14 protein-coding genes are annotated in these 14,148 nt (G+C 56.8%); 6 read left to right on the top strand and 8 right to left on the bottom strand.

Going from position 1 to position 14,148, the window contains the following annotated elements; genetic code table 11:
- The first annotated feature begins 115 nt into the window (after window positions 1-115).
- Window positions 116-1,687, top strand: a complete 1,572-nt coding sequence (locus tag J7J49_RS09000) for an AbgT family transporter (RefSeq protein WP_215091914.1) — start codon at window positions 116-118, stop codon at window positions 1,685-1,687.
- A 120-nt stretch (window positions 1,688-1,807) separates the two neighbouring features.
- Here J7J49_RS09000 and rpoD read toward each other — a convergent pair whose 3' ends face one another.
- The 3 genes from rpoD to rpsU form a co-directional block, all read right to left on the bottom strand.
- On the bottom strand, window positions 1,808-3,658 hold the full coding sequence (gene rpoD / locus J7J49_RS09005; protein WP_215091916.1) for an RNA polymerase sigma factor RpoD: 1,851 nt from the start codon (window positions 3,656-3,658) through the stop codon (window positions 1,808-1,810).
- A 226-nt stretch (window positions 3,659-3,884) separates the two neighbouring features.
- Complete coding sequence (dnaG, locus tag J7J49_RS09010) at window positions 3,885-5,753, bottom strand: DNA primase (RefSeq protein WP_215091918.1); 1,869 nt, start codon at window positions 5,751-5,753, stop codon at window positions 3,885-3,887.
- 247 nt (window positions 5,754-6,000) lie between these two features.
- Window positions 6,001-6,216 carry a 30S ribosomal protein S21 gene (gene rpsU, locus J7J49_RS09015; protein ID WP_008956349.1) on the bottom strand — a complete coding sequence of 72 codons (216 nt, stop codon included), beginning with the start codon at window positions 6,214-6,216 and terminating at the stop codon, window positions 6,001-6,003.
- 237 nt (window positions 6,217-6,453) lie between these two features.
- On the opposite strand from rpsU, the gene tsaD reads away from it, so the two are divergent.
- The gene (tsaD, locus tag J7J49_RS09020; protein WP_215091919.1) at window positions 6,454-7,497 is read left to right on the top strand and encodes a tRNA (adenosine(37)-N6)-threonylcarbamoyltransferase complex transferase subunit TsaD; all 1,044 of its coding nucleotides are present in this window, start codon (window positions 6,454-6,456) and stop codon (window positions 7,495-7,497) included.
- Window positions 7,498-7,535: 38 nt separating this feature from the next.
- Here the strand turns inward: tsaD and plsY are convergent, their stop codons facing one another.
- Window positions 7,536-8,108 carry a glycerol-3-phosphate 1-O-acyltransferase PlsY gene (gene plsY, locus J7J49_RS09025; RefSeq protein WP_215091922.1) on the bottom strand — a complete coding sequence of 191 codons (573 nt, stop codon included), beginning with the start codon at window positions 8,106-8,108 and terminating at the stop codon, window positions 7,536-7,538.
- Between the two features lie 103 nt (window positions 8,109-8,211).
- On the opposite strand from plsY, the gene folB reads away from it, so the two are divergent.
- Both folB and folK read left to right on the top strand, forming a co-directional pair.
- Complete coding sequence (gene folB, locus J7J49_RS09030; RefSeq protein WP_064234347.1) at window positions 8,212-8,592, top strand: dihydroneopterin aldolase; 381 nt, start codon at window positions 8,212-8,214, stop codon at window positions 8,590-8,592.
- Entirely contained in the window at window positions 8,589-9,137 is a 549-nt protein-coding gene (gene folK, locus J7J49_RS09035) for a 2-amino-4-hydroxy-6-hydroxymethyldihydropteridine diphosphokinase (protein ID WP_215091924.1), read from the top strand. The genes folB and folK overlap by 4 nt, the downstream gene beginning before the upstream one ends.
- A gap of 12 nt (window positions 9,138-9,149) precedes the next feature.
- On the opposite strand, the gene J7J49_RS09040 is transcribed toward folK, so the two are convergent.
- Window positions 9,150-10,289 (bottom strand): tRNA nucleotidyltransferase/poly(A) polymerase-related protein, encoded by a 1,140-nt coding sequence (locus tag J7J49_RS09040; RefSeq protein ID WP_215091926.1) that lies wholly within the window; start codon window positions 10,287-10,289, stop codon window positions 9,150-9,152.
- Window positions 10,290-10,296: 7 nt separating this feature from the next.
- A complete protein-coding gene (locus tag J7J49_RS09045; protein ID WP_215091927.1) occupies window positions 10,297-11,109 on the bottom strand; it encodes a symmetrical bis(5'-nucleosyl)-tetraphosphatase in 813 nt (270 codons plus the stop codon).
- A 202-nt stretch (window positions 11,110-11,311) separates the two neighbouring features.
- On the opposite strand from J7J49_RS09045, the gene J7J49_RS09050 reads away from it, so the two are divergent.
- Window positions 11,312-11,491 (top strand): hypothetical protein, encoded by a 180-nt coding sequence (locus J7J49_RS09050; RefSeq protein ID WP_064234343.1) that lies wholly within the window; start codon window positions 11,312-11,314, stop codon window positions 11,489-11,491.
- Window positions 11,491-12,939: an FAD-dependent oxidoreductase gene (locus J7J49_RS09055; protein WP_215091929.1), complete on the top strand. Its 1,449-nt coding sequence runs from the start codon at window positions 11,491-11,493 to the stop codon at window positions 12,937-12,939. The genes J7J49_RS09050 and J7J49_RS09055 overlap by 1 nt, the downstream gene beginning before the upstream one ends.
- On the opposite strand, the gene apaG is transcribed toward J7J49_RS09055, so the two are convergent.
- On the bottom strand, window positions 12,936-13,313 hold the full coding sequence (gene apaG, locus J7J49_RS09060; RefSeq protein WP_064234341.1) for a Co2+/Mg2+ efflux facilitator ApaG/CorD: 378 nt from the start codon (window positions 13,311-13,313) through the stop codon (window positions 12,936-12,938). The genes J7J49_RS09055 and apaG overlap by 4 nt on opposite strands.
- On the bottom strand, window positions 13,310-14,137 hold the full coding sequence (rsmA, locus tag J7J49_RS09065) for a 16S rRNA (adenine(1518)-N(6)/adenine(1519)-N(6))-dimethyltransferase RsmA (protein WP_064234340.1): 828 nt from the start codon (window positions 14,135-14,137) through the stop codon (window positions 13,310-13,312). The genes apaG and rsmA overlap by 4 nt, the downstream gene beginning before the upstream one ends.
- Window positions 14,138-14,148: the final 11 nt, after the last annotated feature.

A 14,148-nucleotide genomic window follows, 5' to 3' on the forward strand; every position in this document is an offset into this window, starting at 1 on the left:
AATCTCGTTATGCAAAAAGCCGTTTGCGACCCGCTGCGCTTCAACGTAGTGTCGCTCGCTATGCTTCAAAGCAATATCTTTTACCAAAAACCCTTACATTGACGACATAAACCTCATGAATAAAATCAAACAAGATGAAAAAAACCTGCAGCGTGGTTTTTTCACCCGTTTTCTAGATAGCGTTGAGTGGCTAGGCAACCTGCTTCCTCACCCCGTTACTCTATTTGCAATACTGTGCGTATTAGTAGTTGTTGCTAGCGGGATCGCGGCAGCTTTTGGGATTTCCGTGGCTGACCCTCGGCCTGCTAATGAAGGCGAATGGATCGCCGTTAACTCTTTGCTTAATGCCGAAGGTTTACGCCGACTAGTCACTGAAATGGTTACCAATTTCACCAGCTTCGCCCCACTTGGCACCGTGTTGGTAGCTATGCTGGGCGTAGGCGTTGCCGAGCATTCAGGACTACTCTCCGCAAGCATGCGCGCCTTAGTGCTCAACCGCTCACCCCGAATTGTTACTTACGCAGTAGTCTTTGCAGGCATTATGTCTAATATGGCTGCAGAGCTTGGCTATGTAGTACTGATTCCGCTTGCCGCTATGATATTCCATTCGCTGGGCCGGCATCCCCTTGCGGGCCTAGCTGCTGCGTTCTGTGGTGTTTCTGGAGGATACAGCGCTAACCTGCTAATCGGCACAGTTGACCCATTACTTTCAGGTATTACCCAGGAAGCGGCACGACTTCTCGATCCTGCTTATATAGTGGGCGCCGAAGCTAATTGGTTCTTTATGTTCGCCAGCACCTTCTTTGTGACGCTGATTGGTGGCTTAGTCACCGAGCGTATCGTAGAACCCAAGCTGGGCAAATTCGACTCTGAACAAGCCGATAGCGATATTAACCATCAAAGTATGGGTGGTCTCTCAGCAACGGAAAAACGCGCCCTAAAAGGCACCGGCCTAGCCACATTGGCATTAATCGCGCTAGTCGCCGCAATGGTAGTCCCGGAAAGCGGCATACTACGCGACCCTGAAACGGGGCTAATAAGCGGCTCGCCGTTTTTACGCGGAATTGTTGTGATTGTAGCGGTGTCATTCACCCTATTAGGCTTCGTCTATGGCCGCCTAGCGGGCACCATGCACAATGACCGCGACGTGGTAAACGCCATGGCTAAAAGCATGAGTAGCCTTGGCTTATATATCGTCCTGGTGTTCTTCGCCGCTCAGTTCGTGGCGCTGTTCAACTGGAGTAACTTTGGTACCGTGACCGCGATAGCTGGGGCGGATCTGCTGGAGTCTATAGGGCTACGCGGCCCAGGCCTGTTTGCTCTGTTCATTATTATGTGTGCGTTCGTCAATTTGTCGCTGGGCAGCGCTTCGGCACAGTGGGCGGTAACAGCGCCTATTTTTGTGCCCATGTTAATGCTGATGGGCTACGCTCCGGAGGTCATTCAAGCAGCCTATCGTATTGGTGATTCAGTCACCAACCTGATCACCCCCATGATGAGTTACTTTGGCCTGATCCTAGCTGTAGCAAGCCGTTACCGGAAAGATATGGGCATTGGCACGCTGGTTGCTCTTATGCTTCCCTACACGCTGTTTATGCTGATTGGCTGGAGCCTGCTGTTCTTCGTGTGGGTGTTCGTGCTTGGGCTACCCGTTGGCCCAGGCTCTGCCACTTATTACACGCTATAGGAGTATGGCATAACGCAAAAAGCCCGCCGTTCATAGAACGGCGGGCTTTTTGATCTTAGCGGCGACTACTTTTTACTTACCGCTCTCTATTCATCATTTACTACTCACCAATCACGCCATTTACTCGTCGAGGAACGAGCGCAGCGGCTCCGAGCGGCTGGGGTGGCGCAGCTTGCGCAGCGCTTTGGCTTCAATCTGACGGATTCGCTCACGCGTCACGTCAAACTGCTTGCCCACCTCTTCCAGCGTATGGTCGGTATTCATATCAATACCGAAACGCATGCGCAGCACTTTCGCTTCACGGGCGGTCAAGCCGCCTAACACGTTGCGCGTGGCTTCGATAAGACCTTCACCGGTGGCCATATCGATGGGCAGTAGCATAGTGCCATCTTCGATAAAGTCGCCCAGGTGTGAATCATCGTCGTCACCAATCGGCGTCTCCATGGAGATCGGCTCTTTGGCGATTTTGAGCACCTTGCGTACTTTATCTTCGGGCATCTCCAAACGCTCGCCGAGCTCTTCAGGCGTCGGCTCGCGGCCCATTTCCTGCAGCATCTGGCGTGATACGCGATTGAGCTTGTTGATGGTCTCAATCATATGCACCGGGATACGGATGGTGCGCGCTTGGTCAGCAATCGAGCGAGTGATTGCCTGACGAATCCACCAAGTAGCATAGGTTGAAAACTTATAACCACGGCGGTATTCGAACTTGTCGACCGCTTTCATCAAGCCGATGTTGCCTTCCTGGATGAGATCCAAGAACTGCAAACCGCGGTTGGTGTACTTCTTGGCAATCGAGATCACCAAGCGCAGGTTAGCCTCAACCATCTCTTTCTTGGCGCGGCGAGCTTTCGCCTCACCAATAGAGAGCTTGCGATTGACCTCTTTGAGATCGGCAACAGATAGCTGCACCATATCTTCTTCAAAGGCAATCTTGCGCTGGGCACGGGCGATATCAGCGCGCAGCGGCTCAAGGCGGTCGGCATACTTGCTTTGCGCTGCCTGGAATTCATCGAGCCATGATTTGCTCGATTCGTTACCCGGAAACGACTTAATAAACGTCTTGCGCGGCACTTTAGCTTTCTTCACGCATAGCTGCATGACCGCTTTTTCTTGGGCGCGCACCTGCTCAACGCTGATACGCACTTGACCCACCAGGCGTTCAAAGTGCTTGGGCACCAGCTTGATCGGCGAGAAGAACACGGCTAAACGCGCTTGTTCCGCTTTTAGCTCGGCACTGCCACGGCCATGCTTGGCAAACGCCGCTTCGACTAAAGCGTTTTGCTCGCGAATCTGCTCGAAGCGCGCACGCGCCTCTTCGGGATCCGGGCCACCTTCGCTGGCCGTAGCATCCTCGTCTTCATCGTCGCCGTCGCTCTCAACGTCGTCGTCAATGTCGGTTTCAGGCTCTGGCTCGGGCACCTCTGCTTCGGCGACGCCGGGGATGCCCTCATCAGGATCGATGAAACCAGAAAACAGATCCGAAAGACGCCCTGGCGCTTCTTCGTCCTGGGTGGCGTCATAGGCGTCCAGAATGGACGCGACGGCCCCCGGCAAATAGGCCAGAGACGACATCACTTCACGGGTGCCCTCTTCGATCCGTTTGGCGATTTCAATTTCGCCTTCACGGGTCAGAAGCTCAACCGTGCCCATTTCTCGCATGTACATGCGAACGGGGTCAGTGGTGCGGCCTACATCGCTTTCCACGGCGGCAAGGGCCGCTACGGCCTCTTCCGCAGCGGACTCGTCCGTGGATTGATCCGACATCATCAAAGTGTCTTCATCTGGCGCTTCTTCAGCGACACTTATACCCATGTCGTTGATCATGCCAATGATGTCTTCCACTTGATCCGGGTCGGCGATATCCTCAGGTAGATGGTCGTTGACCTCGGCATAGGTCAGGTAACCCTGTTCCTTGCCTCGAGCGATCAACTCCTTCAGACGCGACTGCTGCTGCGCATTTCCAGCCATAGAAACCCTATCTCGACGAAGAAGAATGAAACACCTGGAGCGCTGAATCGATTAAACTCAACAAGCCGTACAGTATAGCGTAAATAGCAGGAATTTTTCCAGCTAGACGTATTTGCGCGGTAATTCAGGTGTGTTAGTTTGTTCGGTTAGGCCAGCGCTCGGTGGCTAGCCCTATATCTGGTGCTAAAACGCTAGGAATTCAACCCCCATCGCCCAAGACACCGCCTCATTGACGCTGAGCAAGCTCCATTACCAAACTTGCCAAACGCTGGCGCTGCTCCTTATCTAACTTTTGCCCGGCGCGCTCCTGCGCCAGCAACGCCGTGTACTCCTCTTGGGGAGAACGCTGACGCTGAACATACTGCAAGTGTTCCACCAAGCCCTTCAGCTCCGCTTCCCGGTCGGCCTTGGGAATTAACAGCTCGCGCTTAGCGAAGGCTGCCAAGGCCTGCCCCTGCTGGCTGCCTTGAAAATGCGCCAACACCACTTGTGGGCTGCGGTAGCGCCCCGCCTTGAGCAACTCAATCAGCTCCCGGCATAGCGGCGCATCGTCATCTTCCGGCAACCACTCCATCTGCTCAGGGAGCGTGGCCACCAGGTTGGGCTCATGCAACAACAGCTGCACAATACGCCCAACCGGGGAGAGCGCCCGAGAGCGTGAACGCGACGTCTGAGCTGGCGCTGCCAAAACAGCGCCGGACATCGCGGATGACGCCGGATCAACTTCTCCCTGCTCTGCCTGCCCATGGGAAACATCGCCCCTGGATAAAGCCCGCTGCGATGACTGGGCACGCTTTTCGAGCAACACTTTTAACTGCTCTTGCGCTAGCCCGCTACGCTGCGCCAGTGACTCCAGCAATAACGATTTGAGCATTCCTTCGGGCACTTTGTTCAATGCTTCAAGCACCTGACTGGCAAATCGCTCACGCCCTTCCACTGTTTTTAAGTCGCGCCCCTGGGCGGCTTGCTCGAATAGAAACTCCGACAGCGGCATGGCACACGTGACGCGATCCTGAAACGCCTGAGTGCCTTCACGGCGCACCAGGGTGTCCGGGTCGTCACCTTCGGGCAGAAACAGAAAGCGCGCCTCTCGGCCATCAATCATTTGCGGCAGCGCGGTTTCTAATGCCCGGCTAGCCGCCTGCCTTCCCGCACGGTCACCGTCGAAGCAGAACACTACGCGACTCACTAGCCGAAACAGGCGGGTCAAATGGTCTTCCGTGGTGGCCGTACCCAGTGTCGCTACAGCGTTATGAATACCGTACTGCGCCAACGCCACTACATCCATATAGCCTTCGACCATGACCAGCTGCTCAAGCTTGCTGGAGGCTTGGCGCGCCTCATACAAACCGTATAGTTCACGGCCCTTATGGAACACGGGCGTTTCCGGCGAATTCAGGTATTTGGGCTGATCATCACCCATCACCCTGCCGCCAAAAGCAATCGTGCGACCACGCAAATCGCGAATCGGGAACATTACCCGATCACGAAAACGGTCATAGGTACGTCCGGTATCTTCGCGGTGAATCAACAGGCCGTACTCGACCTGAACCGGCTCACCAATACCGCGCTCGCTGAGGTGCTGTTTCAGCGCCTCCCAGCCTGCCGGAGCGTAACCAATGCCATAGGTCTTGATCACGTCGTCCGAGAGTCCACGACCCGACAAATAACGCTGGGCGGACTGCCCCTCCTGCATCTTTAATCGCTCGCGATAAAAGCTGGCGGCTAGTTCGAGCAGGTTAACGCCCTCTTTGCGCTTTTTTTCACGCTGCTGAGCACGCGGGTCATCAGCGCCCTTACGCGGCACATCAATCCCCAAGCGCCCGGCTAGCTGCTCTATCGCCTCAGGAAACGGCAGCTTGTCATACTCCATCAAGAAGCGTAGTGCATTACCATTAGCTCCGCAGCCAAAGCAGTGATAAAACTGCTTATCAGCACTGACGGTAAACGAAGGGGTTTTCTCTTGATGGAAGGGACATAGCCCCGAGTAGTTACGGCCAGCCTTTTTAAGCTGCACACGCTCACCAACCACCTCGACCACGTCAACGCGGCCTAACAGGTCATCAATGAAACGCTGTGGAATTTGGCCTGCCATGAACTACGGGCATCCTCGCGCAAGGCGCTAACTTTCGAGACTGTTTTTAAAAGCTATATTTCAAAACCAGTTTAAAAACACTGCCTAAGGTCATCAGACCCATTACCAGATCAGATCATCATAAACAGCGACGGTCTTGAACGACGGCTTAAAAACAACAGTCAAAAACAAACGGCCACCTAGTGGCGGCCGCTTGGCATCCCTCTTGAGACGACCAGCTAACTGCTCCGGCCCCCTCGGGTACGGATCAATAGAGCCGTTCGAAACGCTTTTGCTCACGCTGCACTTTCTTAGCGTGGCGTTTTACGGCAGCTGCCGCTTTGCGTTTACGCTCAGCAGTCGGCTTCTCATAGTGCTCGCGGCGGCGTACTTCAGAAAGAACACCGGCTTTTTCGCAAGAACGCTTGAAGCGACGCAGGGCGACGTCAAACGGCTCGTTATCACGTACTTTTACAGAAGGCATTAAGCACTCACCTACCTTAAGGAGTCTTGAGTTCGGATAGTACGTACACTGCGATATCGCGGTTCATATTGCGACTAACAAAGCGGTGTACGACCCAGTTTTACAGCGCACAGTAGTTTAGTCGTCGTTGACCCTGTTTGCAAATGCTTACGCTGAACTGCAGTGACAATGCTAAACTAGCGCGGTTGTGTTTTTCACTTTTTCATCTTTTAAAATAGCCTTTGAGAGTCCCTTTTTATGCGAGTTCTGGGCATTGAAACATCTTGCGACGAAACGGGTGTCGCGCTTTATGACACCTCGTTAACCGGTGGCAAGGGGCTGCTTGCCGACGCGCTGTATAGCCAAATCGCCATGCACGCTGAGTTTGGCGGCGTGGTTCCCGAACTCGCCTCGCGCGATCACACTCGCAAACTGCTGCCGTTGATTGAGCAAGTGCTCAGCGATGCCAAGCTGACACGCCGCGACTTGGATGGTATCACTTACACCGCCGGGCCAGGTTTGGTCGGTGCATTAATGGTGGGTGCCAGCACCGCGCACGGCATGGCCCGCGCCCTAAACATCCCGGTGCTCGGCGTACACCATATGGAAGGTCACCTGCTGGCACCCATGCTGGAAGATGAGCCACCCGAGTTCCCTTTCGTGGCGCTGTTGGTCTCCGGCGGCCATACCCAGCTCGTCGAAGTGCAGGGGCTGGGGCGTTATCAACTGCTCGGCGAATCGGTGGATGACGCGGCAGGTGAAGCGTTTGACAAAGCCGCCAAGATGCTCGGGTTGGCCTACCCTGGCGGCCCTCAGGTCGCCAAGCTAGCGGAACAGGGAGACCCCAAGCGCTTTCGTTTTCCGCGCCCCATGACCGACCGGCCAGGGCTGGATTTTAGTTTTTCAGGGCTTAAAACCCACACCATGACGGCCATTCGTCAGCTGGAAACAGCCGACGAACTCGACGCCCAGGCCCGCGCCGACGTTGCCCGCGCCTTTGAAGAGGCGGTGGTCGATACATTGGTAATTAAGTGCCGTCGAGCGTTGGATCAAACTGGATTAAAGCGCTTAGTAGTCGCAGGGGGAGTGAGCGCCAACCATCGTCTGCGCGAACGGTTGCAAACTGAGTGTGAAAAACGCCAAGCCCGCGCCTACTACCCACGTGGGCGTTTCTGCACCGACAATGGCGCCATGATTGCCTATGTGGGCGCTCAACGCTTGGCGGCGGGCGAATGCGATACTCCCGGCTTGATGCAGGCGACGCCCCGCTGGCCGCTTGATCAACTAACCCCCCCCGGCTGACTCTGGCAGCTAACAGCGCGGTTAATCTGGTTATGGGCTTAGGAGCCGCGAAACGGCGGCTCCTTACCGCTTCGCAGTCGGCGAATATTAAGCCCGTGGCGGGCTAACACCAGCAGGCTAAATCCTCCGACCACCATGACATACTCCGGCGCCAACCAGCCACAGGCCAGGGGCGCTACTAGCGCACTCGCTAGTGAGGCCAGCGCAGCGGTTTTTAGCCGCCATGCCAGCAGCGACCAAACAGCCGCGCTTAATAGCGCTACATAGGGCACTAACACCAGCAGCACACCAAAGGCACTGGCGACCGCCTTTCCGCCCCGAAAATCATGCCACAGCGGAAAGCTGTGACCTAGCAATACGGCTAATCCCACCAGTCCCTGCAGCCATACCGGGCAACTCGTCAACTTTGCACCCAGTACCGCGGGCATCGCTTTTAAGGCGTCTAATAGCAGTGTCGCTGCCGCTAAGCGGGGGCCATACAGGCGTAACACGTTGGAAAAGCCGGGATTAAGCGAGCCATTTTGGCGGGGGTCGCCCACGCCAGCCAGGCGGCAAACGCTCAACGCTGCCAGCCAACTGCCGCTTAAATACCCCACCACTATCCAACCCATGGCTATATGCTCGCATTATAGGCCGTCTCGATAGCCCGGCTTACTGTCGTTTAGCCCCATCCTAACGTACAATCGCCCGCTTGTTACCGTAGGGGGAAGCTGGATGGATCGTATTTTTATTGAAGCGTTAAGTGTCGACACCGTCATTGGTGTCTACGATTGGGAGCGCTCGATTCAACAGTCGCTAAGCCTAGACTTGGTGTTGGCGACCGATATCCGTTCGGCGGCAGCCACCGACGACTTACGCCTTACCCTGGATTACGCCGCTATCTGCCAGCGCATCCAGCAATTTGCCGACGCACATCAATTCGCCCTGGTAGAGACCTTTGCCGAGCGCCTCGCGGAGTGCCTGCGCACGGAGTTCCCGATCACCTGGCTGCGCTTAACTGTGCGCAAACCAGGGGCAGTCCCCAACGCTGCCAGTGTCGGTCTAGAAATTACCCGCGGCAGCCTGCCGGAGGCAACCCAGGAGGTCAGCGCATGAACCTGGTGACGGTCAGTTTAGGCAGCAATATCCACCCCACACGGCATATTCGCTGCTGCCTCGATGCGCTTGCCGATACCTTCGGGCCCCTGCAGATATCCCGGGTGTTTGAAAGCGAGCCGGTGGGTTTCACCGACAACCGCAATTTCTATAATCTGGTGGTGGCGTTTCGCAGCACCTGGACGCCAGGCGAACTGCAGGCGTGGGGCAAACAGCTCGAAATTGAGCATGGTCGCCTGCCCGATATTGCCAAATTCAGCCCCCGCGCACTGGACATCGACTTGCTCACCGTGGGCAGCCTCTGCGGCACTGTTAACGACATTGCCCTACCGCGCAGCGAAATTACCCACAACGCCTTTGTACTACAGCCACTTGCGGAGCTGCTGCCCGAGCAGCGCCACCCTCGCTGCGGCACCCCTTATGCCGCGCTATGGAGCGCCTTCGAGCTAGGCAGTCAACGCCTCTGGGCGGTGGATTTCAGCTGGCGTGGCCGCTGGATCTCGCTAGCAGATCAACAACCTCTACTGGCTGCGGCACGCCGATAAACCTCTCGACGACTAATCCGCTAGCGCAGTCGTTACCGCCTGCCCGCGGCGCTCACGCAAGGCTTCTCCTAACGCCGCGCCTTGATACCCTTCGGCAATCAACACCTGGGGGCTAACCTTTAGGGCAGCTTGCCAAGCGCTTTCAAGCTGACCAAGCTGATCAGGCGCCAACACCTTGACTAACGCCAGTTGCGCCTCGACCTGCTCGGGCTTACGCCAGCCATCCAAACGCTCCAGCCAATGCAACACCTTCGAACCTTCTAACCCAACGGCCAATAGCGCATGTGTCAGCGCGGTATGGCGGGCAAGCTGAGCAACGGCATTGGGTAGCTTGAGTCGTTGCGCCAGGGCATCACGCTGCTCAGCGCTTAGCGGCGATACCAGCTGCGCATAGCGCCAGTGGGCCAACGCCGGAGCACTGCTGGAAGGCGTTTGAGCTAATGCCTCCAGGCCCTCTTCTAGCGATCCGCCCAGCAATTCTGGCCACCATACGGAGAGGGCGTCGCAGCGTTCAAGGGTGGTGAAATAGATCGCGGGGCTTGGCTCGCCTAGCGCTTTTTCGGTTTCGACCCACACCCGCTCGGCGGCCAGGTGCTCAAGTTCGCCACTCTGGCTCACTTGGCGCATCAGCGCCAGGGTTTCAGGGGCAATGGTGAAGCCCAGCGAGGCATAGCGGGCCAGAAAGCGCGCGGTACGCAGCACCCGCAGCGGGTCTTCGCTAAAGGCGGCTGAAATATGCCGAAGCACGCGCCGTTCGATATCGCCTTGGCCATTAAATGGGTCGGTTAATTCGCCCTCAGGGCTCTGGGCTATGGCATTAATGGTTAGATCGCGGCGCAGTAGATCCTCTTCCAGGCTCACATCGGGGCTGGCGTGAACCTCAAAGCCAGCATAACCGTGCCCAGACTTACGCTCGGTTCGGGCCAAAGCGTACTCCTCGGCCGTATCCGGATGCAGAAAGACCGGAAAGTCACGCCCCACCGGTTTAAAGCCGCGCTTACGCATAGCATCTGGCGTGGCGCCCACCACGACCCAGTCATTGTCGTAAACCGGCCAGCCCAGCAGCGCGTCGCGCACGGCGCCGCCGACCCGATAGACGTTTAGTCCCGCCAAGCGAGAATCAGCGTCTTGTTGAGTAACTTTTTTTTCCATTACGATTTTATCTTCCCTGTTGGCTGGGCACACTGGTTCGCTCGCCGCTATCTAGATTGAGTGCGGTTAATCGACCGCCCCAAACGCAGCCCGTATCCAGTGCCTCAACGGGCACCTGTGCCTCGGGGGTACGCCCCTCCAACGCCGCCCAGTGGCCGAAGAGCAACTGGACGTCATCGCTACGCGGGTATTGAAACCAGGGCAGAAAGCCCTCTGGGGCGCTATCCAGGCCCTCTTTGGCGGCAAAATCTAAACGCCCCTGGCCATCAATAAAGCGCATACGGGTGAGTACATTAACAATCAGACGTAGGCGATCCATGCCGTCGAGGTCGTCACGCCAGACATCCGGCTGGTTGCCAAATAGCTGGGTTAAAAACTCACCGGATGTTTCGCTGGCAAGCGCCGCCTGCACTTCCCGCCCAAGCGCCTCCGTCTGGGGAACGCTCCACTGGGGAAGCAGCCCGGCGTGGGTCATTAGTGTAGCGTTTTCAAACACGCTAAGCGGCTGGCTCTGTAGCCAATCCAGTAACGCTTCGCGGTCTGGGGCGTCAAGAATATCGCTCAGGGTGTCGTTTTTTTTCAGCTTTCCGCCGCCGCGCGCCACGACCAGCAAATGAAAATCGTGGTTGCCCAATACGCTGCGTGCGGCGCTACCCAGCGCGCGTACTTCGCGCAGGCACGCTAACGACCCTGGGCCCCGATTAATCAAATCGCCCACTAGCCATAGCGTATCCTGTGTAGGGTTAAAACTGAGCTTTTCAAGCAAGGCTAAAAATTCGGCGTGGCAGCCATGCAGATCGCCGATCGCATAAGTGCTCATGCGTAAGGCCTTTTCAATAAAGTGAGTAGGCGAAATACTAACACCTCAGCGACAACCTCTGCCTGTCATTGGCAGTTTATGTTGATGATTAACGCTGGTGAAAATGACCAACCTGGATCACTATAAAAGTACGCTTTGGCGCTATTAAGCCTCTCGCCAACTTACCCACCTCGCCATCACTGTTAAGGAAAACGATACGCCTATGACAATGGATCATTCTCGACGCGGGCTGCTGCGAGCGGCAACGCTGGCAGGCCTTGGCGCACTCATACTGCCTGGCACAGCGCTACTACCAAGCGCGCAAGCCGCCGTTCCCAAGCTTGCCCCGCCGCCCGTTGCGGTGACGGTTAATGGTTGGCTACTGCGCAGCAGTGACCGCTGATGTATATCGACTTTAAGGATATCAGCGAACACACCGACACCTGGGATGTCTGCATTATCGGCGCGGGGGCCGCGGGCATTTCTATGGCGGTTACCCTGGCGGAGCGGGGGCACCGCGTACTGCTCTGCGAAGGTGGTGATGCGGACTACAGCGAACGCTCCCAAGAGTGCTACAAAGGCGATGTCGTCGGCGACCCCTACATACCCCTGTATGGCGCTCGGTTGCGCCATTTGGGCGGGTCGACCAACCACTGGGGCGGCATTTGTCGCCCCCTGGATCGCTACGACTTCAATGCCAAAGCAGCCGCCAGCGAAACGGCCTGGCCTATAGGCCGAGATGCGCTAGCGCCTTACTACAGCGCAGCCGTTAACACGCTCGGTCTGGAGCCTACCCCCGACGATCATTTGATCCCTGACGCAGGGCTCAAGCGCATCTATTTTTCGCTGGGCCACCCCACCCGCATGAAGGAGAAGCATGCCGCTACGCTGAGAGATTCGACCACTCTTGAGTGCTGCCTTACGGCTAACTTGGTGGCGCTGGAAACCCATGACGGCGCGGTCACCAATGCTACTTTCAGCAATTACCAGGGCGACTATCGCAAAGTGCAGGCACGCTGCTTCGTGCTCGCCTGCGGCGGCATCGAAAACTCGCGCCTGCTGCTGTGGTGCAACCAGCAGTTAAATGGCCAGCTAATACCTCAAGCCGACACCCTTGGGCGTTACTGGATGGAGCACCCCCACGCCACGGTGGGTAAAGCGTTGCTTTTCGAGCCCGCAGCACTGGGCTTGGACGACGAGTACAATGTGTTCCTCTCCCCCACCGCTGACGCCATCAACGCACGGCAAATACTGAATTGCGGACTGCGCTTGCACCGCATGAACCCAGAGGCTACTCAGGAGCTGGTTGACGAGCTCGCCGATCAGGCGCCAACGCTGGCTGGCCGACTGCGTGTTTGGCAGGCCCAAGGTCGGGTAATCCACGGCGCAGTACTTAGAGCCGCCTGGGAGCAGGAACCGCGCTATGATAACCGTATTGAGCTGAGCGATGAGTTGGACAAATTAGGGGTACCAAGAAGCCGCTTGGTATGGCGGCAATCTGAGCTGGATCGCCGCACTATTCGCGAAAGTATGCTGCTACTGGGAGAGTATCTGCGCGATAACGAGGTGGGTAGGCTGCAGTTGGCTGATTGGCTCGCCGATACGCCGGTGCAGCTGCCCACCGACGGCGAACTTGCCGGGCGTCACCATATGGGCGGCACGCGCATGAGTTTAAATGCCGAGGAAGGTATCGTTAACGCTGACTGCCGCCTGTTTGCCCAGGATAATTTCTACGTGGCGGGTTCCAGCGTTTTTGCCAGCGCGGGGCACGCCAACCCCACGTTAACCCTTGTGCAGTTGGCGCTGCGGCTTTGCGACCATCTGGAGGATAGACTAACGCAGAGTGCCTAATGCAGTTGCATTGGCACGGCCAACCTGAATGGATTGATCTCCGCCTCAAAAACACGCTGGGTGGAGGTGTCTAGCAGCGTATAGGCGCCTTCCATAACCCCCACCGGCGTCTGGAGAATCGCCCGGCTGGTGTAGCGAAAGCTTTGACCAGGGCCAATCAGCGGCTGCTGGCCGACGACGCCTTTGCCGCGCACTTCTTGGTACTCGCCTCCGCCTTGGGTGATTTTCCAGTAACGCGCCATCAGTTGAACGCTGTGGGGGCTTTGATTGTGCACGGTTACGGTGTAGCTAAACACGTAGCGCGACTCGCCGTCGTTAGACTCATCGGCACGATAGCTAGGCACAACGCTTATATTGATCGCCAGGTCACTCACGTTTGGCTGCCCCGCTCACCGCTCGCTTGCTCGTCGGCAGCGACACGGTTGGCAATGGTCACGTACTCCGCCACGGTCAAGGTTTGCGGACGGCGAATGGGGTCAATGCCCAGGTCTTCCAAAGTATCTGCACTCACCCGCCCTTTGAAATTATTGCGCAGCGTTTTACGTCGCTGACCAAAGGCGAGCTTGACCAGTTCAAACAGCAGCGCTGGATCATCCGCGGTATGGGGCAGCGTTTCATGGGGGGTTAGCCGCACGATGGCCGAGTCGACCTTGGGGCGTGGCACGAAGGCTTCCGGTGGCACGATAAACAGCTGTTCGACCTGGCAGTAGTACTGGGCCATCACCGACAGACGCCCCCAATCCGTGCCACCGGGCTCTGCCGCTAAGCGCTCAACCACCTCTTTTTGCAGCATAAAGTGCATATCTTCTATGGCACTGCCTGCTGCTAACAGATGCACAATCAGCGGTGTGGAGATGTTATAGGGCAAGTTGCCCACCACACGTAGCGCTGGCCCATCCCCTTTCAGCGCGGCAAAATCAAACTTCAGCGCATCGCCTTCATGAATCACAAAGTCGGGGTAGTTGAAAAACTGCACTCTCAGGCCCGGGATCAGGTCGCGGTCGAGTTCAATCACTTCTAAATGCCCCGCGGCTTCTAGCAGCGGCTCGGTCAGCGCGCCCTGGCCTGGGCCAATTTCGACGAGACGATCCGTCGAGCGCGGGCCAACGGCGCGAACGATCCGCGAGATAATGCCAAGGTCGCGTAAAAAGTTCTGACCAAAGCGTTTACGAGCGCGGTGTTGGGGCACAGTAGACATCAAACGGTGTT

The sequence above is a fragment of the Halomonas sp. ISL-56 genome (assembly GCF_018612805.1).
GTDB lineage: Bacteria > Pseudomonadota > Gammaproteobacteria > Pseudomonadales > Halomonadaceae > Vreelandella.

Bases quoted from the DNA above. Each gene is read 5' to 3' on its own strand.
- J7J49_RS09000 (WP_215091914.1), top strand. From the start codon at position 116: ATGAATAAAATCAAACAAGATGAAAAAAACCTGCAGCGTGGTTTTTTC.
- rpoD (WP_215091916.1), bottom strand. From the start codon at position 3,658: ATGGCTGGAAATGCGCAGCAGCAGTCGCGTCTGAAGGAGTTGATCGCT.
- dnaG (WP_215091918.1), bottom strand. From the start codon at position 5,753: ATGGCAGGCCAAATTCCACAGCGTTTCATTGATGACCTGTTAGGCCGC.
- rpsU (WP_008956349.1), bottom strand. From the start codon at position 6,216: ATGCCTTCTGTAAAAGTACGTGATAACGAGCCGTTTGACGTCGCCCTG.
- tsaD (WP_215091919.1), top strand. From the start codon at position 6,454: ATGCGAGTTCTGGGCATTGAAACATCTTGCGACGAAACGGGTGTCGCG.
- plsY (WP_215091922.1), bottom strand. From the start codon at position 8,108: ATGGGTTGGATAGTGGTGGGGTATTTAAGCGGCAGTTGGCTGGCAGCG.
- folB (WP_064234347.1), top strand. From the start codon at position 8,212: ATGGATCGTATTTTTATTGAAGCGTTAAGTGTCGACACCGTCATTGGT.
- folK (WP_215091924.1), top strand. From the start codon at position 8,589: ATGAACCTGGTGACGGTCAGTTTAGGCAGCAATATCCACCCCACACGG.
- J7J49_RS09040 (WP_215091926.1), bottom strand. From the start codon at position 10,289: ATGGAAAAAAAAGTTACTCAACAAGACGCTGATTCTCGCTTGGCGGGA.
- J7J49_RS09045 (WP_215091927.1), bottom strand. From the start codon at position 11,109: ATGAGCACTTATGCGATCGGCGATCTGCATGGCTGCCACGCCGAATTT.
- J7J49_RS09050 (WP_064234343.1), top strand. From the start codon at position 11,312: ATGACAATGGATCATTCTCGACGCGGGCTGCTGCGAGCGGCAACGCTG.
- J7J49_RS09055 (WP_215091929.1), top strand. From the start codon at position 11,491: ATGTATATCGACTTTAAGGATATCAGCGAACACACCGACACCTGGGAT.
- rsmA (WP_064234340.1), bottom strand. From the start codon at position 14,137: ATGTCTACTGTGCCCCAACACCGCGCTCGTAAACGCTTTGGTCAGAAC.